This window comes from Bacillus sp. BC08 (assembly GCF_054326875.1).
Genome location: NZ_JBTGPA010000035.1, coordinates 46332 through 65963 on the forward strand (window position 1 = coordinate 46332; position 19632 = coordinate 65963).

The 19632-nt window shown below is 33.8% G+C and carries 24 protein-coding genes and 1 riboswitch; of the genes, 14 read left to right on the plus strand and 10 right to left on the minus strand.

Annotated elements, in window-relative coordinates:
- Nucleotides 1–47: 47 nt before the first annotated feature.
- Nucleotides 48–923, minus strand: coding sequence for an alpha/beta fold hydrolase (locus ACXVYO_RS18185; RefSeq protein WP_458468109.1), 876 nt, complete (start codon nucleotides 921–923; stop codon nucleotides 48–50).
- A gap of 150 nt (nucleotides 924–1073) precedes the next feature.
- On the opposite strand from ACXVYO_RS18185, the gene ACXVYO_RS18190 reads away from it, so the two are divergent.
- On the plus strand, nucleotides 1074–1772 hold the full coding sequence (locus ACXVYO_RS18190; protein WP_458468110.1) for a MerR family DNA-binding transcriptional regulator: 699 nt from the start codon (nucleotides 1074–1076) through the stop codon (nucleotides 1770–1772).
- 53 nt (nucleotides 1773–1825) lie between these two features.
- Here ACXVYO_RS18190 and ACXVYO_RS18195 read toward each other — a convergent pair whose 3' ends face one another.
- Nucleotides 1826–2698, minus strand: coding sequence for an AraC family transcriptional regulator (locus tag ACXVYO_RS18195; protein WP_458468111.1), 873 nt, complete (start codon nucleotides 2696–2698; stop codon nucleotides 1826–1828).
- Between the two features lie 306 nt (nucleotides 2699–3004).
- On the opposite strand from ACXVYO_RS18195, the gene ACXVYO_RS18200 reads away from it, so the two are divergent.
- Nucleotides 3005–3775, plus strand: coding sequence for an ABC transporter ATP-binding protein (locus ACXVYO_RS18200; protein WP_458468112.1), 771 nt, complete (start codon nucleotides 3005–3007; stop codon nucleotides 3773–3775).
- Complete coding sequence (locus ACXVYO_RS18205; protein WP_458468113.1) at nucleotides 3762–5711, plus strand: ABC transporter permease; 1950 nt, start codon at nucleotides 3762–3764, stop codon at nucleotides 5709–5711. The genes ACXVYO_RS18200 and ACXVYO_RS18205 overlap by 14 nt, the downstream gene beginning before the upstream one ends.
- 67 nt (nucleotides 5712–5778) lie before the next feature.
- On the opposite strand, the gene ACXVYO_RS18210 is transcribed toward ACXVYO_RS18205, so the two are convergent.
- Both ACXVYO_RS18210 and ACXVYO_RS18215 read right to left on the minus strand, forming a co-directional pair.
- Nucleotides 5779–6078, minus strand: coding sequence for a YolD-like family protein (locus ACXVYO_RS18210; protein ID WP_458468114.1), 300 nt, complete (start codon nucleotides 6076–6078; stop codon nucleotides 5779–5781).
- Between the two features lie 434 nt (nucleotides 6079–6512).
- Nucleotides 6513–7742 carry a helix-turn-helix domain-containing protein gene (locus tag ACXVYO_RS18215; RefSeq protein ID WP_236792894.1) on the minus strand — a complete coding sequence of 410 codons (1230 nt, stop codon included), beginning with the start codon at nucleotides 7740–7742 and terminating at the stop codon, nucleotides 6513–6515.
- Between the two features lie 349 nt (nucleotides 7743–8091).
- Here ACXVYO_RS18215 and ACXVYO_RS18220 point away from each other — a divergent pair, with 349 nt between their 5' ends.
- A complete protein-coding gene (locus ACXVYO_RS18220) occupies nucleotides 8092–8670 on the plus strand; it encodes a class I SAM-dependent methyltransferase (protein ID WP_458468115.1) in 579 nt (192 codons plus the stop codon).
- Nucleotides 8670–9269: a DedA family protein gene (locus tag ACXVYO_RS18225; RefSeq protein WP_458468116.1), complete on the plus strand. Its 600-nt coding sequence runs from the start codon at nucleotides 8670–8672 to the stop codon at nucleotides 9267–9269. Before ACXVYO_RS18220 ends, ACXVYO_RS18225 begins: the two co-directional genes overlap by 1 nt.
- A 70-nt stretch (nucleotides 9270–9339) precedes the next feature.
- Here ACXVYO_RS18225 and ACXVYO_RS18230 read toward each other — a convergent pair whose 3' ends face one another.
- Together ACXVYO_RS18230 and ACXVYO_RS18235 are read right to left on the minus strand one after the other, a co-directional pair.
- A complete protein-coding gene (locus ACXVYO_RS18230) occupies nucleotides 9340–9723 on the minus strand; it encodes a hypothetical protein (RefSeq protein ID WP_458468117.1) in 384 nt (127 codons plus the stop codon).
- Between the two features lie 72 nt (nucleotides 9724–9795).
- The gene (locus tag ACXVYO_RS18235) at nucleotides 9796–10254 is read right to left on the minus strand and encodes a helix-turn-helix transcriptional regulator (protein ID WP_458468118.1); all 459 of its coding nucleotides are present in this window, start codon (nucleotides 10252–10254) and stop codon (nucleotides 9796–9798) included.
- A 216-nt stretch (nucleotides 10255–10470) separates the two neighbouring features.
- Between ACXVYO_RS18235 and ACXVYO_RS18240 the strand changes: the two genes are divergently transcribed.
- From ACXVYO_RS18240 to ACXVYO_RS18250, 3 genes are all read left to right on the plus strand, one after another.
- A complete protein-coding gene (locus ACXVYO_RS18240; protein WP_458468119.1) occupies nucleotides 10471–10818 on the plus strand; it encodes a YxeA family protein in 348 nt (115 codons plus the stop codon).
- Between the two features lie 77 nt (nucleotides 10819–10895).
- Nucleotides 10896–11075: a hypothetical protein gene (locus ACXVYO_RS18245; protein WP_458468622.1), complete on the plus strand. Its 180-nt coding sequence runs from the start codon at nucleotides 10896–10898 to the stop codon at nucleotides 11073–11075.
- Nucleotides 11076–11229: 154 nt separating this feature from the next.
- Nucleotides 11230–11709 (plus strand): ABC transporter ATP-binding protein, encoded by a 480-nt coding sequence (locus ACXVYO_RS18250; protein ID WP_458468120.1) that lies wholly within the window; start codon nucleotides 11230–11232, stop codon nucleotides 11707–11709.
- A 70-nt stretch (nucleotides 11710–11779) separates the two neighbouring features.
- On the opposite strand, the gene ACXVYO_RS18255 is transcribed toward ACXVYO_RS18250, so the two are convergent.
- From ACXVYO_RS18255 to hpt, 3 genes are all read right to left on the minus strand, one after another.
- Entirely contained in the window at nucleotides 11780–11959 is a 180-nt protein-coding gene (locus tag ACXVYO_RS18255) for a cold-inducible protein YdjO-related protein (protein ID WP_073516853.1), read from the minus strand.
- A gap of 148 nt (nucleotides 11960–12107) precedes the next feature.
- Nucleotides 12108–13010, minus strand: coding sequence for a diacylglycerol/lipid kinase family protein (locus ACXVYO_RS18260; protein ID WP_458468121.1), 903 nt, complete (start codon nucleotides 13008–13010; stop codon nucleotides 12108–12110).
- Between the two features lie 83 nt (nucleotides 13011–13093).
- Nucleotides 13094–13621 (minus strand): hypoxanthine phosphoribosyltransferase, encoded by a 528-nt coding sequence (hpt, locus tag ACXVYO_RS18265; protein ID WP_001019305.1) that lies wholly within the window; start codon nucleotides 13619–13621, stop codon nucleotides 13094–13096.
- A 161-nt stretch (nucleotides 13622–13782) separates the two neighbouring features.
- On the opposite strand from hpt, the gene ACXVYO_RS18270 reads away from it, so the two are divergent.
- The 6 genes from ACXVYO_RS18270 (at nucleotide 13783) to ACXVYO_RS18295 (ending at nucleotide 18474) form a co-directional block, all read left to right on the plus strand.
- Nucleotides 13783–13998, plus strand: coding sequence for a hypothetical protein (locus ACXVYO_RS18270; RefSeq protein ID WP_061677576.1), 216 nt, complete (start codon nucleotides 13783–13785; stop codon nucleotides 13996–13998).
- Between the two features lie 183 nt (nucleotides 13999–14181).
- Nucleotides 14182–14514, plus strand: coding sequence for a hypothetical protein (locus tag ACXVYO_RS18275; RefSeq protein ID WP_088082676.1), 333 nt, complete (start codon nucleotides 14182–14184; stop codon nucleotides 14512–14514).
- Between the two features lie 183 nt (nucleotides 14515–14697).
- Nucleotides 14698–15186 carry an LPXTG cell wall anchor domain-containing protein gene (locus ACXVYO_RS18280; RefSeq protein WP_458468122.1) on the plus strand — a complete coding sequence of 163 codons (489 nt, stop codon included), beginning with the start codon at nucleotides 14698–14700 and terminating at the stop codon, nucleotides 15184–15186.
- Nucleotides 15187–15275: 89 nt separating this feature from the next.
- Nucleotides 15276–15896 (plus strand): class D sortase, encoded by a 621-nt coding sequence (locus tag ACXVYO_RS18285; RefSeq protein ID WP_090814129.1) that lies wholly within the window; start codon nucleotides 15276–15278, stop codon nucleotides 15894–15896.
- A 38-nt stretch (nucleotides 15897–15934) separates the two neighbouring features.
- Complete coding sequence (locus ACXVYO_RS18290) at nucleotides 15935–16624, plus strand: response regulator transcription factor (RefSeq protein ID WP_458468123.1); 690 nt, start codon at nucleotides 15935–15937, stop codon at nucleotides 16622–16624.
- Nucleotides 16621–18474 (plus strand): sensor histidine kinase, encoded by a 1854-nt coding sequence (locus tag ACXVYO_RS18295; RefSeq protein ID WP_458468124.1) that lies wholly within the window; start codon nucleotides 16621–16623, stop codon nucleotides 18472–18474. Before ACXVYO_RS18290 ends, ACXVYO_RS18295 begins: the two co-directional genes overlap by 4 nt.
- Nucleotides 18475–18682: 208 nt before the next feature.
- Here the strand turns inward: ACXVYO_RS18295 and ACXVYO_RS18300 are convergent, their stop codons facing one another.
- Nucleotides 18683–19354: an energy-coupled thiamine transporter ThiT gene (locus tag ACXVYO_RS18300; RefSeq protein ID WP_458468125.1), complete on the minus strand. Its 672-nt coding sequence runs from the start codon at nucleotides 19352–19354 to the stop codon at nucleotides 18683–18685.
- 86 nt (nucleotides 19355–19440) lie between these two features.
- A riboswitch (TPP riboswitch) is annotated at nucleotides 19441–19542 on the minus strand.
- Nucleotides 19543–19632 lie beyond the last annotated feature (90 nt).

Consider the following 19632-nt stretch of genomic DNA (forward strand, 5'->3'; position numbering starts at 1 on the left):
TTCTAAGGAAAAGCAGCTTTGTTTTTAGGATATTCGGATTACTATATTTAATAAGTTATATTCAAATTTTTAATTAACCAAGGCTTTATTAAAGGCAGAACTGTTATAGGTTGCATAGCTTTAGTATGATCCATATCATTTCCTTTTAAGATTTCTATATTCCATCCAAGATGTTCTAACTTTTGTTTGTTTTTTTGAAGTATACCGATAATATCAACTGTTACACTGCCAAAGTTTTCTCCGTAAACAATAGTGTCTTTTTCTCCAGCAAACGCCAATCTTGGAATCACTAATTGATGTTGAATGTCTTGATCATCAAACTCCATCAAATTTTTGTACATGGTAACAAACTGTTTAGTCTGATTCGTGTCGATCTTTATCTGTATGTTATCCCACTCAATTTTTCCTGGACTAAGATGTTCTTGATCAACAGCAGGAGAATTTTGATTATGCACAGCTTGCTCGTATGTTTTATTTGTCACTATCATCATTTCTTTATATGGACCATCTATTGGCGGAAACCCACCCATGATTATACTATCTAACCTGTCCGTTCGAATGGCTAATTGTAATCCAGCTAAAGCTAACCAAGAGTAACCATAATAGCTAAACTTATTAATATTCATTTCATCAGCAACTGTTAATAGGTCTTTTACTATATTTTCAGGTGTGAGGTTCTCTGGATTTGGATGTTGCAAACGATGGCTTTCGTAGTCAAAATATAAAATCTGAAACTTGTCTATGAGTCCATCAATAAAATGTTTTCCAAATTCAGGATCTACTCCCCACAATTTTAAAGTTTCGGCATCTTGTCCATATACAGATTCTTTAGCAACTGGGAGCATAATTGTTCTGAATTTTGGATTTCCAACCAAACGAACCTTTAATTCTGATTCATCCGTAAGTTTTATGATTTTCTCCATTTCTATCACTCCTAAATTGTTTATACTAAAATCATATAACATTCATGCAATCTTCCGGATTGATGTTTTTCAATCCCGTATATATCCGGATTTTATTTGAAATGTGTTACTGTAGCACTTGAAGGTTTTACTTTAAAAAGGAGTTAATAAATGGAGACATATAGCCCTAAACAAATTGCAGATGTCTTAAATGTTAGCACAACAACTTTGAGAAGATATGAAGAACAAAATCTCATTCCTGTTGTACCAAGAACGGAAAGTAATCACCGTTTCTATACATCGATACACTTCCAAGCATTTATTACCATTAGAGCATTGTTAAAAGGATATGACATACCTATTGTTTACAAAGTCATGAGAATGATTAAAAACGTAAAGTTTGAAGAATCACTTTGGTTAGTTAATGAACAGCAATTCAATATTCAAGTGGAGAAAAAACGAGTAGAAGAAATACTTAACATGATTCGAAATGCTGATTTTACGAAATATAAAAATATAGAGTTAAATGAAAGTATGAGTATTGGAGAGGCTGCAAAAATAGCAGGCGTAAATACTTCGGCTATCCGTCATTGGGAACATGAAGGGTTAGTCCGCTCAGAAAGAAATAAAGAAAACGGTTATAGAATGTTTTCAATATCTGAACTGCGTAAAATACTAGTCATAAGTAGTTTGAGAAAAACCGTGTACTATATAGAAAATATGAAAAGATTGCTAGAGGATTTAGACTCATCACACTATGACAAGATCGAACGTTCCTTTCAGTTGGCTTTAGAAAACTTGAATAATCAATTATTACTTCAATTGAAAGGAATCGAAGAACTGATGAAATACATACACTTTTACGAGTAAGTAAATATGTAAAAAAGAGCTAAGCACAATGCTTAGCTCTTTTCTTTTTGTTATTATTTCTTCAAAACCGGTATCCAAATTTCACTTTTAAAGTTTGGAGAGGATGTATCTTTCTGTTCATTCCACAATATTTCCGGTCCTTTTGCTAGTTCATAGTTGGAAGAAGGAAACCATTCGGAATAAATGCGTCCCCATACATTTTGTAATGTTTCAGGAAATGGACCGACAGCTTCAAAGATAGCCCACGTTGAAGCTGCGACTTCAAGTTGTGCGAATTGCTCTGGACAATCTTTCGTTGTGGCTACTCCAATGTAGTGATCGAGTTCTCCCTTTTCCTCCATTCTTCCTTCAGAAAAGTTAGTAGAGGCACTAATGATTCCATTTGGTTCCATGTTTGAAAGTGACTTTAACATTTGAATGGACTCTGGATTTAAACTTTTCCACATAGAAGCAATTTCTTCATTTACACCGTTAAATACAATCGGTACGCGTTTTGTAATACCAATGATTTGAAATTGTTCTTTTTCTTCAATTCGATAATTCATTTCGTTTCCTCCTTGAATCGATAACTGGAAGGTCATTGGTGAATAAGCTTTCAAAGAATGACTACTCTTTCGGGCCTCTGAAGGTGTTATACCGTGCAAGTTTTGAAAGGCACGTGCAAAAGAATCTGGTGAGTTGTACCCATATTTGATAGCGACATCAATGACTTTCGCATCGCTATCTTTTAGTTCAAAAGCAGCAAGAGTAAGACGTCTACAGCGAATATATTCTGATAATGATATGCCAGCTAGAAAAGAAAACATTCTTTTGAAATGATATTCAGAGCAGTACGCTATTTTTGCGACTTCTTTAAAATCAATTTCATCTGTTAGATTGTTTTCAATATACTGCATTGCCGCATTCATGTTTTTAAGTGAGTCCATATGATGACCTCCTTGTTAAATAGAATAGCAGGAACAAACTAAGTCCATCCGACATTTCATGCACAACTTTGTAGGGTACATTTTTAACCTTACAAAATTGTAATGTTCCTGTAAGGAGAATGAATGGATGGCATGATATCCCAATGTTATAGTAACAAAGTACTTTCGTTCAGTAGGTTAAATTTTGATTTCTCTGCTTACCGGTCTTACATAACTGTCATGTTTGTGTAAGAAACATCGATAGTGGCAAGAGTAGAGAGTGTATATAGTTAAAAATAGAGAATAGAAGAAATGAGGGATGTCGAGATGAAAACAGTGTTAGAAGCAAAAAATATTGAAAAAGTGTATGACACGGGTGGTAATAAATTTGCAGCGTTAAAAGGTATTAACTTACAAGTAAAAGAAGGTGAGTTCGTTGGAATTATGGGACCTTCTGGTTCAGGTAAGACGACTTTACTAAACGTTCTTTCTACAATTGATAATGCGACGAACGGTGAAATTTTAATTGATGGAAAAGATATCGTGAAGATGAACGATGATAAGCTAGCGTTATTCCGCCGCGATCATTTAGGGTTCATTTTCCAAGATTATAATTTATTAGATACGTTAACGGTGAAAGAGAATATAGCGTTACCTCTTGCGTTATCAAAGGTGAAAGCGAGCGAGATTGATCGCCGCGTTCTTGAAATTTCAAAGAAATTCGGTATTGATCATATTTTAAGTCAGTTCCCATATCAAGTATCAGGCGGACAGAAGCAGCGCTGCGCAGCATCACGTGCGATCGTTACAAATCCAAGTATGATTTTCGGGGACGAGCCGACTGGAGCGCTTGATTCTAAATCAGCGACAGATTTATTAGAAAGCATGAAGTCGTTAAATGAATATGATAATTCTACAATTTTAATGGTAACGCACGATGCATTTGCGGCGAGTTATTGTAAACGAGTTATTTTCATTAAAGATGGTGAGTTATATAAAGAACTGCACCGCGGTGAAGCAACGCGTAAGCAGTTCTTCCAAAAAGTTGTTGACGTAATGTCTTCTATTTCCGGAGGTATGGCTGATGACCTTATCTAGCATTGCCCTCCGCAACATACAGCGGAACTTTAAAGACTACTTTGTATATTTTGCATCTATGATCTTTAGTATCGTTATTTATTTTACATTTAAGGCGTTGCAGTATAATTCACAAATGGAAAAAGCTGCGGAAGGTTCAAAAAAAATTAGCGGTGCGTTTCAAGTATCAAGTGTCATGCTAATCATTTTCGTGGCAGTGTTCATTATATATTCAAACGGCTTCTTTACAAGGAAGCGTAAAAAAGAAGTTGGACTATATTCCTTATTAGGTATTCGAAAAAGACAAATTGGTAAAATGCTCTTTTATGAAAATATGTTAATGGGATTAATGTCTTTAATTATCGGAATTGCGATTGGTAGTGTCCTTTCGAAACTATTCCTTGAACTGCTCGTAAGCATGATGGGATTAAATTTAAATGTTCATTTTGAAGTACCGATGGCTGCAATTGTTGATACAGCACTTATTTTCTTTGTGATTATTTTGTATACATCACTGCAAGGATATCGTTTAATTTACCGATTTAAGCTTATTGAACTTTTCCGAGCAGAACGTGAAGGAGAAGCAATGCCAAAAGGATCAGTAGTGATGGCATTAATTTCAGTTTTCTTAATCGGTTCAGGTTATTTCTTAGCGTTAATGTACGTGAAGGCACTGCAGTACGCAGACTTTATGGCAGTCGCACTTTACATTTTACTGGCGACAGTATTAGGTACGTACTTACTATTTATGTTCTTTACAGTATTCGTATTAAAACGCGCAAGAAATAATAAATCATCGTTTTATAACGGCATGAATATGGTAACAACATCACAGTTACTATACCGTATTAAAGGGAATGCAAAGTCACTTGCGACAATTTCTATTTTAAGCGCAGTAACATTAACAGCGGTTGGTACGTCAGTTACGATGTATTACAACACATTTACACAATCAAAAGCAGTCGCACCTTATAGTTACTCTTATGAGAAAAAAGATGCAGAGCTTGATAAGAAAGTAAATGCAATTTTTGCAGAAGAGAAGCAGAATCATCCTGTCAAAGATCAATTTGAAATTGAGACAGTTCCTGTAAAAGGGAAGTTTGAAGGAGATAAAGTTGATTTCATTCTGAATATGAACTATACGATTTCAGAGAAATATCAGTTTATGTCACAGTCTGAATTTAACAAACTTGCTAAAAAAATTGATGCGGAAACAGTGAATGTAGCTGCTGGTGAAGCATTTATATATGATAGTGCCTATATTGAAGGGCATGAGTTTAGTCCACAATATAAAGGAAACAAAGCAGTATTCCAAATTGGAAACGAAACGAAGCAATTAAAAATCCAAGGTGCGAATGACGTTGCACTTACAAATTTAGGTGAATTAGTTGTTGTCGTTTCAGATGAAATGTATGAGCAAGCGAAGCAAGCATTTGGAACACGCGTTGTAAAAAATATTGATGTAAAAGATGAAAAAGATAGTAAAGTGTTAACAGAAAAATTAACAAAAGTGATGCCAGCTGGTGAATCAGAAATGGTCCCACCATTTAGAGACTTCTATACTGGTTTCCAGATGGGGCTGGAAGGAACAGGATTAATGATGTTCATTGGAATGTTCTTAGGACTTGTGTTCTTACTAGCAACAGGCTCTATCATTTACTTCAAGCAATTAACGGAAGCAAATGCTGACCGTGAACGTTACGTTGTACTTCGTAAAGTCGGTGTAACGAAACAAGAGATGAAAAAAGCTATCGCAAAACAAGTAAGCTTTATCTTTGCGATTCCGTTAGTCATCGGAATTCTGCACAGCCTATTTGCACTAAAAGGCTTAGCGAACTTACTACCATTCGAAATTATGATCCCGCTCCTAATTAGTATTGGAGTATATGGCGTCATTTATATCGGATATTACTTCCTAACAGTTCGTTCTTATTATAAGATTGTGAGTGCGAAATAATAAGTGAAAATAAGAAAGCCATTTACCTAATTTTTTATGAGGTGAATGGCTTTTTTCGTTCTAAATACTACCGCGCATCGATTATGTCGATGAAACTAAAAGTATGTTTTTTGTCAAAGGCATCTATGCATATTAAAGAACGTTTCAAAGGATTTAATTCAATTACAGTCATATAACTTGTAGGGAAATAACGACCTTTATAATAAGTGATCAATATTTCTTTTTCTGAAATGAATGAGCGTAATAAAGTATCTTCAATTCTTTCTCTATCATCGTATGGTGATACTTTTCTCGATTCTTTCATGTCAGTCGATTGTTTAGACATAATAGTCATTAGAGCCGGTTTTACTATATTTGTACTACTCATGCTTTCTATTCTCCTAACAATATATTTTCTATATAGGAAGGTTAATCAGTGTAGCTACTACTGATCATTCATAAGTACCTTATGTTCGTTTTATTATGTATGATTGGAAGTCGAATTTGCTTAGTACTAAAAAATTATCAAATTCATTCACTTATTTATAGTAATTATTTGTCATTCTTGTACTTTTTTGAATGGGAGTAAAACTTTATTAAGGGGAATAAATGGATTTGAAGAAGGTGAGCCAGTAGGATAACTATTTCACCTTCTGTTAGGAAAGTGTTTTCATCCCGCTTTAATGGGCAGTAAGACCCCCACCTCAAAATTCAGCGAAAGCAAAGAAGTTAGGTGGAGGATCAACTGCCCATAAAAGTCCGATTGGTTCAACTAATAATCAGTGGGGGATGAAGAAAACCCCCACTGATTAAAGTTTCACTTTATATAACGGTATGATTTTCACGATATTGTCTAGGCGTCATACCTGCAATTTTTTTGAAGACTCTTGTGAAATAACTTTGATCATTAAAATTAAGCCAGGCACAAATATCTGATAATGGATAGGTTGTTAATGTTAATAATTTTTTTGCTTCTTCTACTCGTTCTCTTTGGATATATTCAATTAAAGGAATTCCCACTTCTTTTTTAAACAGTTTTGATAAATAAGTAGGGGAAATATGTAAAAGAGTAGCAAGATCATTCAAAGATATTTCATCGTAAATATGCTTGTTAATATAATTGAGGCACGTAGTAATGGAATTAGAATATGATTGATTACTATATTCTTTCACACGTTCTGCAAAAGTGCATAATGCATCTTCAATTAACCTATTTACGGAATACATGTTATCTAGTTTTTCAATCGTTTGTATATATAAAGTACCGAGTGAAAAAGCAATATGTGATGGAAGGTTACCGTCTATCGCATATCGAATAGCTAGTGTAATGGCGATAATACCATTATTTTTTTGGTTTCTAAGCTGATCTCCTTTAGACCAAATTGTCGCATCTTCTTGTGGGAATGAATACGCATATTGTATGACCTTTTCTGTATTGCCTTCTTTAATGGCTGAAAAAAATTTGCGTTCCAATGATATGTCATAATTTTGCGGATCATGCCGGCGACGTTTTGAAATGTATAAATCAGGATTTACGATTTTATAAGAAACATCTTCGAGTAATTTATTCTCTTTCCAGACAATATCTCTATCTAATTTTTCATTAAAAATGACGTAATGTAACCAAATACTTATATCAATTAACGTGCTTTTTTTAATCTCGGGTAGAAATTGATAGTAATCTACTCCTTGTTGCATTTTATTATTACAGTTGAAATATTTCATCAGTTTAATAGCCATTTCATCTGATACTTTTGGATAAGTAGTCGGGCCAATTATAATTGTTCCTTTTATATGTTCATGATTTGTTATATGGATACTAATGAAATTCTCAAGATACTTATTTCCTTTAAAAATTGGAAAATTGCAAGGTACGTTTTCTTGATACACTTCATTAAGATGTTCTTCTTTAGCAGAATAAAATGGACTACTAATTGTATGAGAAGTAGATTCATATACAATTTTTTTATCAGTAGATAGAAATTGAACAGGAACATGAAACGTTCTATGTACAAGGTCACATAAGTGCTGTAGGTCGATGGAATTATTCATTATCTTCTCCTTTTAAATAGTTTTGAGTACGTATTAATTAAATCTACATTTGTTTCTATAAAATATAAATTTCTTATTATTTGAATTTTTTGCTCGCACAAAAGGTGATGTACAGATTAATCTCCGCAGATGTTGTATGAAAATAGACGTAGCGATAGCACCTTCCATAAAAGTCCATTTTATATCTATTATACCAAATTAATAAATATAAAAGAGGTATTTATATATGGAATAAGGAAATGTTTCATTCTTCATAAAATCTTAAGAAATCTCCTTAATTTTTGTTAAGAAACGATAGTTATACTTAGAACCAAGTTAAAAACTATTGAACGAATGGGGAGAGGTTTACATGCAACTCATAACATTCTTACATGAATTTATTAAACATCCGAAACATACTGGTGCGATAGCGCCAAGTTCAAAAATATTAGCAAGGAAAATGGTAGATGTAATTGATTTTAATAGAGCGAAATGCATTGTAGAACTAGGACCTGGTACAGGGGTTTTCACGAAAGAAATTATGAAGAGAAAGAGGAAGGAAACAATATTTCTTCTTATTGAAATTAATGAAGTGTTTTGCAAAGAGTTAACGAGAAAGTTTAAAAATGAGCAGAACGTCATTGTTGTACACGGTTCAGCTGAAAATATAAAGAAGTATATGGAAGAATTCAATATAGAATGCATTGATTACGTCTTATCGGGATTACCTTTTACTTCTTTACCAGAAGAAATTTCAAAGCGTATTTTAAACAATGTAATGGAAGCGATACATGAGAACGGTGAATTTATTACATTTCAATATTCACTAGTGAAAAAAGGGTTTATACAGCATTTCTTTCCTAAAATTACGCTCGAAAAAGTGTGGTTCAATTTCCCGCCAGCTTACGTCTTTAGTTGTAAAAAAGAGCTAAGGAGAGCATATGCATAATGGAATTACATGAATTATTATCTTATATTGAACAATACGGTTATTGGGCATTATTTTTCTGTTTATGGTTAGGTATTATCGGTATGCCAATTCCAGACGAAATGATCGTAATGAGCGGTGGTTTTGTCTCTTCACTAGGGATATTAAGTGTCATTCCTGCATTTGTATTAACCTATTTAGGCGTTGTATCTGGGCTATCTTTAGGTTATATATTAGGAAAAATATTTGGTACGAAAGTACTTGATAAGCTAACGAAAAAGAAAAAGGCGAAATATCTTTTGAAATCTCAACAAATGGTAGAAAAGTATGGTCATTACGCGTTAGTCACAAGTTACTTCATACCAGTTGTAAGACATATCGTACCGTATTTAGTGGGAATGAATAATATGTCATTTAAGACATATGCTTTGTATTCCTATACGACAGGATTTGTTTGGACATTCGTTTACTTTGTGCTCGGCTCTGTATTTGGACAACATATTGAAAGTATTGTAGCAGTTGCGATAGAGTATGGCGTGTATTTTGGCGGGATTGTTTTTGTTGTTGCGAGTGGTACTTATTTGTATAAGCAAAGAAGAAGTACAGTGATGAGTAAGTAAATAGAAGCAAGGTTTACGCTTATTAAGAGCATATAAAAGGGAGCGTTATTTTGTAAAATAACGCTCCCTTTTAATGTAATAGTTCCTTATTACTTTCATTAGGTGTTGTCTGAAATACAGTTATATAAATTGTTAATATGGTTGTATTGATTAGATTAGCTAATACAGTCATAAAATCACTTGATGGAGCGATAAGAACGAAGATTGAAAGTATGGCAGAAGCAAGTGGAATAAACTTTTGTAGTGTAGTTAACTTTCCATTTTTATGAAGATTCGAAGATTGAAAGAAGCAAAGTAAGAAAATAAAGGATGTAAATAATAATCCTAAATATCCCCATCCATCTTCAATATACCAAGGTAAAAAGCTCATTCTTGATGTGAAAATAAATAAATTGAATACTAACGTGCTAATGATTAGCGTGTTTAAAATGGTAATATTACTCTGTTTTTTCATTTGAATTACACTCCGTAATTTATTTTATACTGCTATTTATGGGCAGCAAAAAATACTGATTAAAATTTCACTTTACTGAGATGTTTTTGCCATTTCCATAAATCGCTGTTCAATTTCATCTAGTTCGAATGAATGGCATATTCTACGGTCTTCTTTATCTAAAATTCTATAATGTTGAGATAAAATATTTTGTTGTATTTGATAACCGTTTAATTCTTTTATTTGTCGCCACCAAACTTTTCCTCCTAAAGTCTTCGGGAAGTTCGTATTGTAATGTGTAAAAGCGATTGTTTTTATAATTTCATTCACATCATCTCCAAATGTCATTTGGACTGTATCACACTGTTCGAAGAGTGTTACGACACAAACTGCACCTGACCATGTTAGCGTGCGTCTTCCTTTTTCAATTTCGACTAATGTTTTCTTTGATAAACCAATAATTTCTGACATTTTATCTTGTGATAAATCATTTTCAACACGGATAAGTTTTAATTTTGAATTAACGAGTTCAATAAATTCTTGTTTATTCATCATGCATCTCCTTTTTCTTTATAGTGTAAAATTACACTATAGGTGTAATTTTGTCAATTGTAGTGTAAAGAGTTTCTTTTTTATTTTTTTCGCTTACTAATTAAAATTTCACTTTTAGTTTAAGAAAATGTTAAGAAACAGTACGAGTTTTTATTAAGAAATAAGCCCTATACTTAGAAACACCTTAAAGAAAACAGAATGAAAGGCGGCATATAGATGAAAAGATTTATTTTTGGATCATTACTTGTTATCGTCGCAGGAGCGGCATATTTATTAAATGGGAGTACTGCGATTGATAGAATGAATCCATTTCTTGATATAGAGCACCATTATGCAATAATTGATAACGATGGTAAAGAGTTAGGTGGAAATAAAGGTCGTGAATATAAAGTGAAAGCCTACGATGAAAATGGTAAGGAAAAAGAAGTTACAATTGAGGGAGTAGATGAATTACCAAAAGGGTCGTACTGGTATGTGCTTACGAGAGGGAAGCTTTTACATGACAAAGTACAAGTAATGCCAGATGAAATTCCTGATGGAGCGAAGGCGAAGTTAGGACTATAAGTATAAAACCGATTCTCAATGAGAGAATCGGTTTTGTTATTTTATGGTAATATTTAGTGAGAGGGGGCGAGAGAGTGATGCTACTCATTTTTAGTCTTATTTTAATCGGGGTTATGTGTAGTATGAGAATAGTATCTTTGCATATGATAGAACGAGAAAAGATAGAAGAGCGATATGTATATTGTCCAAAATGTGATGGGAAAATTAGGAGAGGTAATTCCGCTCCTTTTTGTTCGAAATGTAATTTAATATTTTAACTATAGGGAATCCGAAATCATTTTGTATGATTTTGGATTTTTCTTTTTAAGAAAATATTAAGAAACCCTGTGACTATTTGTTAAGAAAGTTTATTTATACTGAGTTCTGTTGTTTAAAGAGAACATCAAGAATCAAAACAGGAAGTATAAATAGATGAAAACAATGCTAGAAGCGAAAGGGGTTTCCAAAATATATAATACAGGTAGTAATACATTTGAAGCGTTGAAAGATATTCATTTACAGGTGGCAGAGGGAGAGTTTATCGGCATTATGGGGCCGTCTGGTTCTGGGAAAACGACACTTCTAAATGTTCTTTCTACTATTGATACAGCGTCAAAAGGTGAGATTTTAATTGATGGAAAAGATATTGTGAAGATGAATGATGATGAATTAGCATTATTCCGCCGTAATCATTTAGGATTCATTTTCCAAGATTATAATTTATTAGATACGTTAACAGTGCGAGAAAATATTGCATTGCCTTTGGCCTTATCGAAAGCGAAGGCGAAAGAAGTAGAATCTCGTGTTGAGACGATTGCAAAGAAATTTGAAACAGAAAAGAGATGGAAAAACAATCTCTTTTCTGTTTCAATGTTCTACGCTATTATCTATTTTCTTTCGATTCACATATAGGAAATGCATCTTGTAGATAAGGAGAAAGATAATCCTTTATTTTAATATTTAAAGGGGAGAAAAGCAGGAGTTAGAGCTTTTGTAATAAACGCTCGCTACTATTCATATCATTTTTGCATAATGGACATTTTGGCTCTTCTTCTAATGAAAAATTTTTACGCATCCATCCAAGGCAGTCTTCTGCCATGCATTCCCATACAGCTATTGCTTCGGGATCTTCTACAGGTTTATCATTTTTTCTCCAATACATGTGATCGCTCCTCTAAAGTGAAAAGTTTTTCTGAAAAAATAAAAAGGTTGTTAACGTTTTTTGTTAACAACCTTTTACTTATTAATTATACTGTATTTATCGCAAAAATGCGAAGTTTAGTAATTATTAAAGTATAATAAAATATTAATTACACAACCGCAGGATTATAAATCATCGTAAAGTGTCCTTGTAATAGTTCAATATGACAAGGTGTATGAAGCGAGCTTTCTCCATCTGTATCTACTTCTTTTTCTTCCTCTGTCTCAATATGAATGGATTTCGCTTTTACGTGGAAGATGTCATTTTCATTTGAGTCTTCAAATAGTTTCTTTCCGATATAATCTTTAAATGCTTGAATGCCTGTTGATTTTACAACGAAAATATCAAGTGTTCCGTCGTCGCACTTTACGTTTGGGATAAAGGACGGGATACCGCCAAGGTACTCACCGTTTCCAACCATAACAAGGACAGCCTCGTCTTCATATACTTGTCCATCGTACGTAATTTTTACTGGGAATGTTTCAGCATTTTTGACAGTTCGAATGGTGCTTAAATAGTAACCAATTTTCCCAAGCTTTGCTTTCTCTTCTGCATCGATGTTGTTTGATACTTCAGAGACAAGTCCAATGCCCCAGAAGTTTAAAAAGTGTAGGTCATTTGCTCTTGCGACGTCAACTGGTTTTACATGTCCTTGTGTAATAAGTTTTGCAGCTTCTGCGATGTTTTGCGGAACGCCGAGTGTGCGAGAGAAGTCGTTGCAAGTTCCGCCTGGAATGATTGCAAGTGTAGGTCTAGTTTCAAGAGGTGCTAAGCCATTTGTGCATTCAAATACAGTGCCGTCACCACCAAAAACGATAATTAAATCTACTTTACTAGCAAACTCTTGGCAATATTTTGTTGCATCACCTTGCTTTTTCGTATGAAGGATATGTAAGTCAGGAAAAGCTGCCGCAAGAGGTGGTACGATTTTCGTTAAGTTCGTATGTAAATCGCCTTGTCCAGCTTTTGGATTTACGATGAGGAGTACTTTTTCAAATTTTGTCTTTTTCATTTTTATTCTCTCCCTTTGTCTTTTACGAATCGTGATAGAAAATAAACTTCCACCAGTAATTGATGGAAGTTTATTCTATTATATTATTTCGTTACAACTGAAGCGATAAATGGTAAGTTACGATATTTTTCTGCGCAGTCGATACCGTAGCCAACGATAAATTCGTCCGGAATTTGGAAGCCAACATATTCAGCTTTTAAGTCCACTTTACGTCGCTCAGGTTTATCAAGTAACGTACAGAATTTCAATGCTTTCGGTTTATGCATAAAGAAGTGATCTTTTAGGAAGTGAAGTGTTAAACCAGAATCGATAATGTCTTCAACAACAATTACGTTTTTTCCAGTAATGTTTACATCGATATCTTTTAATAGTTTTACTTTTCCAGTTGTTTCTGTTTGATTTCCGTAGCTAGATGCAGAAATAAAGTCGATTGTTACATCGTTTTTAATGTGACGAATTAAATCAGCAGCGAATACGAAAGATCCTTTTAATACAGCGATTACTACGATTTCTTCTCCTTCAAAGTCACGTTCGATTTGAAGTGCTAGTTCTTTTACTTTTTCTTGTAATTGTTCTTCAGAGATTAAAGTGTCTTTTATTTCAATATTCATTGGAGTCCTCCTACAGTGTAAAACTTGTGAACATTTCGACTGTAAAGGATAGAAAGGAAAAAGTCAAAGAAGATATAAGTTTTTTACAGAAATCCCCACAAAATAGTCAGATGATATGATATACTGATCATATTAAGAAAACGCTTCCATAAAGGGTGATTATGATGAGAAAGAAAGAGTATACAAGTGCAACATTTATAAAAGCATTACTTTTAACAATTGTTCTTGGTAGTTTGGCTTACATAATTGATGTACCAGCGATTCGGATTTCACTAATTGGAATGACTTTAGTATTAGGCGCAATTTCCCACGGTATGATGTCACAGCTGCAAGAAGCTGGAGTCGATCATATGAAAGATCATATAGATGAGAAATGAGAAACCTTCACGTATAGAGAGTGAAGGTTTTTTGTTTCTTACAAAAATGTAAGGTAGTTGTAAGGCAAATCGATAGTTGCCTAGTAGTGTTTTGGATAAACTATAGGTGTAAGGTAAAAGGCAAGCATATTTTAGGTGAATTAAGTTTTAGGCACTCTATATGTGAAAAAGGAGTAGGAGGGCATGGAGAAACGTTGGACGACCTTTTCTTTTTTAGCAACTAGCAATACCGTAATGCTAGCTGGCGAAATGGATTTTTTGCACTTGTTTGATCGAGAAGACGATCATTCTTCTTCTAAATTTACAATGAAATGGAATAAATGGAGCGAAAGTTGTAGATTTGAAGAAGAGGCCCCTAACGAAGAGCAAAAGATTATTTTGACAAACCCTATTAAAGCGTGGGTTGTTCAACGTCGTAAGTGTAACGTCAAAAATCACTTAAAGAAAACTGAGCCGAGACAATTAGTTATCGCTCCGGCCCGTTCTACTTCTACATCACGCGAAAGTAACATGTAAATATTGAGACACACACCCGAAAAAACATCGTATATATTGCGATGTTTTTTTATTTGTCTACCATGAAATCTTTAAATGAAATATATTTCATCTGCATTTTATATTTATATCTCTTGTTTATTCTAGTGATACATCCGATGCGAAGTGATGTGATGTGAATAAAGTATAAGGGGAGAATTGAAGATGAAAAAGAATCTATTACCAATCTGTGCAATGGCATTGTTAACAGTAGGATATTCTTCAGTAGCAAGCGCGGATACTGGAACAGTAACGAAGGAAGAAGCGGCGCAACTGCAGCAAGATAAAGAGAAAAAAGAAGCAGTGATTAAAGAACAGCAAAAAAGTGAAGAAGAGAAAAAGAGAATAGCGCAAGAACAATTGAAAAATGATAAGGCAAAAAAAGAAGCATTGATTAAGGAACAGCAAAAAAGTGAAGAAGAGAAAAAGAGAATAGCACAAGAACAATTGAAAAATGATATGGCGAAAAAAGAAGCAGCACAAGTACAACAAAAAAATGGTGCAGTAAAAAAAGAAGCAGCAAAGCCAGTTGTACAAGGTGAAAAATTACCAAACACAGCATCTAATAATGTAGCAATGATGGGACTAAGCGCATGTCTTGTAGGGATAGGGACATTATTTGGCTTGAAACGTCGCAATAAAGTTAAGGCGTAAATAAAATATTGTCCTATAAAGAATGGAATAATTTCATATATTAAAAATGGTAGGTTATTCCTACCATTTTTGGCATGGAGGGATGAAACATGAAGTTACTCAATTATATCGGTATCATATTGATGGCGATAGGACTATGTATGGGATCATATTACGCTATGGAATGGTATAGAGGAAAAAGCTCTGCTCAACAATTAACGAAAGAAGAACTAAAGAGCCTTGAAAATATACAACATAATCAACTTTCTTACGAAACACCTGTAACTTCCCAAGTACCTTCTTCTCAAACGGAACATAAAGAAGGAGAAAAGGTTGCACTATTAAATATACCGAAAATAAAGAAGAAGTTTTCTATATACTGGGGTGCGGATGAGACAACGCTGAAAAAAGGAGTTGGAATGTTCGTTAGTGATGTAACGACAACGCCATCTGGAGGGGGACATACTGTACTGAGTGGGCACCGGGACACTGTATTTACTGATTTAGGAGAGTTAAAAGAAAAAGACACTCTTGTTTTAGAGTATGATAATAAAACGTACACATATGAAATTCAAAAAATATGGATTACCCATGCGGATGATCGTACTGTTATTATAAAAAAAGAAGAACCGATATTAACACTGACGACGTGCTATCCGTTTGATTATATAGGGGATGCACCAGATAGATATATTATCGAGGCGAAGTTAAAGGCTAGTTATTCAAAATGAAGTTGTAGTTTTGAAAGCGAGAGGGGGATATATAAGTTATGTCAAAAAACATTTTAATTGTGGAAGATGAAGATATTTTACGTGAAATATTAAAAGATTATTTTTTGAGTGAGCAATATGTAGTGTTTGAAGCAAGAGATGGGAAAGAAGCTTTAGTTGTATTTGAGGAAGAAGAGGTTGATTTAGTTATTTTAGATATTATGTTGCCGGAACTTGATGGGTGGTCCGTTTGCCGAAGGATCCGTAAAACATCCGAGGTTCCTATTATTATGCTGACAGCTCGTGTTGATGAAGATGATACGTTACTTGGATTTGAACTTGGAGCAGATGACTATGTGACGAAGCCGTATAGCCCACCCATTTTATTAGCTAGAGCGAAAAGGTTGTTAGAAAGTAGAAAAGTAACAAAGCAACTTTTAGAGAATGAAGATGATACATTATCAATTCATGGTATTCACGTCCATTTTCCGTCGCGTACTGTTACGATAGATAGAACAGACATTAATTTAACACATACAGAATTTGAAATATTAGCGTATTTTATGAAAAATCAAGGGATTGTTTTAACACGAGAGCAATTAATTTCAAGGATTTGGGGATACGAATTTGCCGGTGATGACCGAACCGTTAATAGCCATATTCGTAATTTGCGAAATAAATTAGGAGAGAAAGCAAAGTTCATTACAACTGTAGTACGAACAGGTTATAAATTTGAGGGGAATGTATGAGAAAAGGGATTGTACTAAAATTATTTACCCTCACAACAGCATTATGCATGTTAATTTTAGCGACAATATTTATTGGACAAACAATATTTTTTAAACAATATTATGCGAATCGAAAAGTAGAAGATATTAAAGTGAATTTAAATTCTTTTGAAAAGAATTATTTGAACTATGCAGGAAATGCAGAAGGAATTCAGAAGCTAGAGCAAGATTTTTTAAGAGAAAATAATACGTGGATTACGACATTAGATCAGAACGGGAATTTAAAACATGCAGATGATTTTTATTTTGAGGTAACGATAAATCGTTGGCAACAAAAGAGCTTTGGACAACAAATATTCAAAATCCCCCTATACAATCTCGTCAATATAGAGGAGATTGATAATAAACCATCAAATCAGTTTTTAGGCCAAGAAATTTATTTTTCTGGAGTGAAAAAAGAAGATAGTTTTATTCCGTTTTCTTTCTCGCTATCTAAGCAAAATTTAAGCGGATCGAATAAACCGTTAGAAAAAGCATTTAATGAGAAGATGAGTAAATTAGATCAAGAGAAAAAGAAAGCAGTTGGGGAACAAGCTGGTAAGGAAAAGAGGCCGGCCGTTCAGGAACCAGCTGCTCAAGAGCCAGATGCTTACATAGTAGGGCATGTTACGAAAGTACAATTCCCCGATGTAAAAGGACCCGTAAATCCAATTTATAAAAACACTTTATTTTTGGATAGTATAAAAGAATTTCAAACGGATGTAGTACTAAAAGAGAGTAATCAAATAGAATATTCAACAAAGACAATGGATTATGAAAAAAATGATATAAAATATAAATTATTAATGAAACCGATAAAAGAAAAAGATGGATCTGTAACATATATATATGCGATGGCTTCCTTACAACCTGTAGATGAAGCTGTACAAATGGTGCAAGATTACTACATTTACATCATTGCATTTGTAGTCGTTCTCATTTTTCTAGCTTCGTTCTATTACTCTAAACAAATTGCAAAGCCGTTATTAAAAATAAATGATACAACGAAGAAAATAGCGCACTTAGATTTCACAGAAAAAATACCGATTACTTCAAAAGATGAAATTGGGGATTTATCGAAAAATATTAATGTGCTATCGAATAAACTCCATTCGCATATTGGACAGTTAGAAGAAGATATTGAAAAGGAAAGAAAGTTAGAAAATACGCGGAAAGAATTCATTTCTGGTGTTTCGCATGAACTAAAAACACCGCTGAGTATTATGAAAAGCTGTATTTCTATTTTAAAAGATGGAGTAGCTGAGCATAAAAAAGAGTACTATTTTCAAGCGATGGAACGAGAAGTAGACAAAATGGATACTTTAATTTTGGATATGCTGGAGTTAGCTAAATTTGAGTCAGGCACATATAAAATGAAAAAGGATCCATTTTATATTGATACAGTAATTGAAGATATATGTGAACACCTTTCTGTGGACATAGAGAAAAAAGAACTGCATGTGCATAAAAATATATGCTCATTTGAAGTAGTCGCAAATCAAGGACGGATTGAACAAGTCATCGTGAACTTCATTACGAATGCCATACGTTATACACCAAATAAAGAAGATATTATTATTTCTACAATAGATGAAAAAGATTGTATAAAAGTATGTATTGAAAATAAAGGTACTCACATTGAAGAAGAACAATTAGATAAAATTTGGGATCGTTTTTATCGCGTGGATACAGCTCGTCAGCGTTCACAAGGTGGGACGGGGCTTGGGCTTGCCATTTCAAAGAACATTTTAGAACTACATGATGCTGAATATGGGGCAGAAAATACAGAAGATGGTGTATTATTTTACTTCTATTTATCGAAAAAAGCGTAGACAATGTAATCTACGCTTTTTTAACTTATTTTCATATTATCTTTACCTAATCTTTATTTTTAAGCGATATAATCTGGTTAGAAAATGAGGTTATGTAAGGAGTCGATGAACCGTGCATAGCAAGTGGCTAAGTATAATGGTATTTATTTTCTTTTGTGCATTTATTGTATTTTTAATCGATATTACGATATGAAAAAAAGAGCGCTCATTAAGCGCTCTTTTTCTTCGAGTTCAGTTGATAAGCATTGATGCTTTTGAATAAACGTGGTGAAGTAAGAAATAAAAAGATAAGTAAAACGGTACATAGAATATAGGAACCAATCATTGTGCTACCGTTAAATATTAAAGAATATAGAACTGCTGATTGACCTTTTGGTGCATATTGTCCCCAGAAAATAATTCCAGCGATAAAGTGACAGAAGTAGCGAGCGAAGCTACCAACAAATGTAGCAAGAATAATGTAACCAATAACTTTCTTTCCTTCGTTTTGTTTTTGTAAAGGTTTGTCTTTACGGCTACTTAAACTGGATTGTTCTAAGCTATTTTCATTGGATGTTAAAAGTGCTTTTTGAATTGGACGATAGAATAGACCAGCAAATCCAATGAATGCGAAAGCAACGAAGTATTCAATTAGTACTTGAATTGGTGTGACGATAATGGCATCGCCTACGACAATTTGTAATAATCCCCAAATTAAGCCTCCTAAGAAAGCCATTTTGAAGCCCCAGCGGTATGCGATAATAAAAATAGGAATCATAGCGAATGAGATGGAACCGCCTGTTGCTGATAGTTTGATTGAAAGTGGTAAAATGTCGATGACCAAGGCGAAGGCTGCAAGAATTGCAGATTCGATCATCGCTTGTAAATTGGTGTTACGCATGTTGTCTCCCCCTAAATCCAAGTTGTACAAAAAAGAATAGATATCATAGGAGGATACGAAATACGTAAATAAAAAAGAGGTATGTATTTCGGACGTTTGCACAATCCCTGCGTTAGCATTAACTAACAGGTTCGAAGGGTCGGAACGAAGTGTTCCCTCTCAGCGGCATGGCTCCCCCAGTGATAACGAGATTCTTTATTTGCTATTGTTTATTGTAAGCGAAATGGATGAGAATGGCAAACGAATGTAGTATGACAATTATTGAAATAGAATTGTAG

Coding starts and splice junctions, on each gene's coding strand:
- ACXVYO_RS18185 (WP_458468109.1), bottom strand. CDS start 923: ATGGAGAAAATCATAAAACTTACGGATGAATCAGAATTAAAGGTTCGT.
- ACXVYO_RS18190 (WP_458468110.1), top strand. CDS start 1,074: ATGGAGACATATAGCCCTAAACAAATTGCAGATGTCTTAAATGTTAGC.
- ACXVYO_RS18195 (WP_458468111.1), bottom strand. CDS start 2,698: ATGGACTCACTTAAAAACATGAATGCGGCAATGCAGTATATTGAAAAC.
- ACXVYO_RS18200 (WP_458468112.1), top strand. CDS start 3,005: ATGAAAACAGTGTTAGAAGCAAAAAATATTGAAAAAGTGTATGACACG.
- ACXVYO_RS18205 (WP_458468113.1), top strand. CDS start 3,762: ATGACCTTATCTAGCATTGCCCTCCGCAACATACAGCGGAACTTTAAA.
- ACXVYO_RS18210 (WP_458468114.1), bottom strand. CDS start 6,078: ATGAGTAGTACAAATATAGTAAAACCGGCTCTAATGACTATTATGTCT.
- ACXVYO_RS18215 (WP_236792894.1), bottom strand. CDS start 7,742: ATGAATAATTCCATCGACCTACAGCACTTATGTGACCTTGTACATAGA.
- ACXVYO_RS18220 (WP_458468115.1), top strand. CDS start 8,092: ATGCAACTCATAACATTCTTACATGAATTTATTAAACATCCGAAACAT.
- ACXVYO_RS18225 (WP_458468116.1), top strand. CDS start 8,670: ATGGAATTACATGAATTATTATCTTATATTGAACAATACGGTTATTGG.
- ACXVYO_RS18230 (WP_458468117.1), bottom strand. CDS start 9,723: ATGAAAAAACAGAGTAATATTACCATTTTAAACACGCTAATCATTAGC.
- ACXVYO_RS18235 (WP_458468118.1), bottom strand. CDS start 10,254: ATGAATAAACAAGAATTTATTGAACTCGTTAATTCAAAATTAAAACTT.
- ACXVYO_RS18240 (WP_458468119.1), top strand. CDS start 10,471: ATGAAAAGATTTATTTTTGGATCATTACTTGTTATCGTCGCAGGAGCG.
- ACXVYO_RS18245 (WP_458468622.1), top strand. CDS start 10,896: ATGCTACTCATTTTTAGTCTTATTTTAATCGGGGTTATGTGTAGTATG.
- ACXVYO_RS18250 (WP_458468120.1), top strand. CDS start 11,230: ATGAAAACAATGCTAGAAGCGAAAGGGGTTTCCAAAATATATAATACA.
- ACXVYO_RS18255 (WP_073516853.1), bottom strand. CDS start 11,959: ATGTATTGGAGAAAAAATGATAAACCTGTAGAAGATCCCGAAGCAATA.
- ACXVYO_RS18260 (WP_458468121.1), bottom strand. CDS start 13,010: ATGAAAAAGACAAAATTTGAAAAAGTACTCCTCATCGTAAATCCAAAA.
- hpt (WP_001019305.1), bottom strand. CDS start 13,621: ATGAATATTGAAATAAAAGACACTTTAATCTCTGAAGAACAATTACAA.
- ACXVYO_RS18270 (WP_061677576.1), top strand. CDS start 13,783: ATGATGAGAAAGAAAGAGTATACAAGTGCAACATTTATAAAAGCATTA.
- ACXVYO_RS18275 (WP_088082676.1), top strand. CDS start 14,182: ATGGAGAAACGTTGGACGACCTTTTCTTTTTTAGCAACTAGCAATACC.
- ACXVYO_RS18280 (WP_458468122.1), top strand. CDS start 14,698: ATGAAAAAGAATCTATTACCAATCTGTGCAATGGCATTGTTAACAGTA.
- ACXVYO_RS18285 (WP_090814129.1), top strand. CDS start 15,276: ATGAAGTTACTCAATTATATCGGTATCATATTGATGGCGATAGGACTA.
- ACXVYO_RS18290 (WP_458468123.1), top strand. CDS start 15,935: ATGTCAAAAAACATTTTAATTGTGGAAGATGAAGATATTTTACGTGAA.
- ACXVYO_RS18295 (WP_458468124.1), top strand. CDS start 16,621: ATGAGAAAAGGGATTGTACTAAAATTATTTACCCTCACAACAGCATTA.
- ACXVYO_RS18300 (WP_458468125.1), bottom strand. CDS start 19,354: ATGCGTAACACCAATTTACAAGCGATGATCGAATCTGCAATTCTTGCA.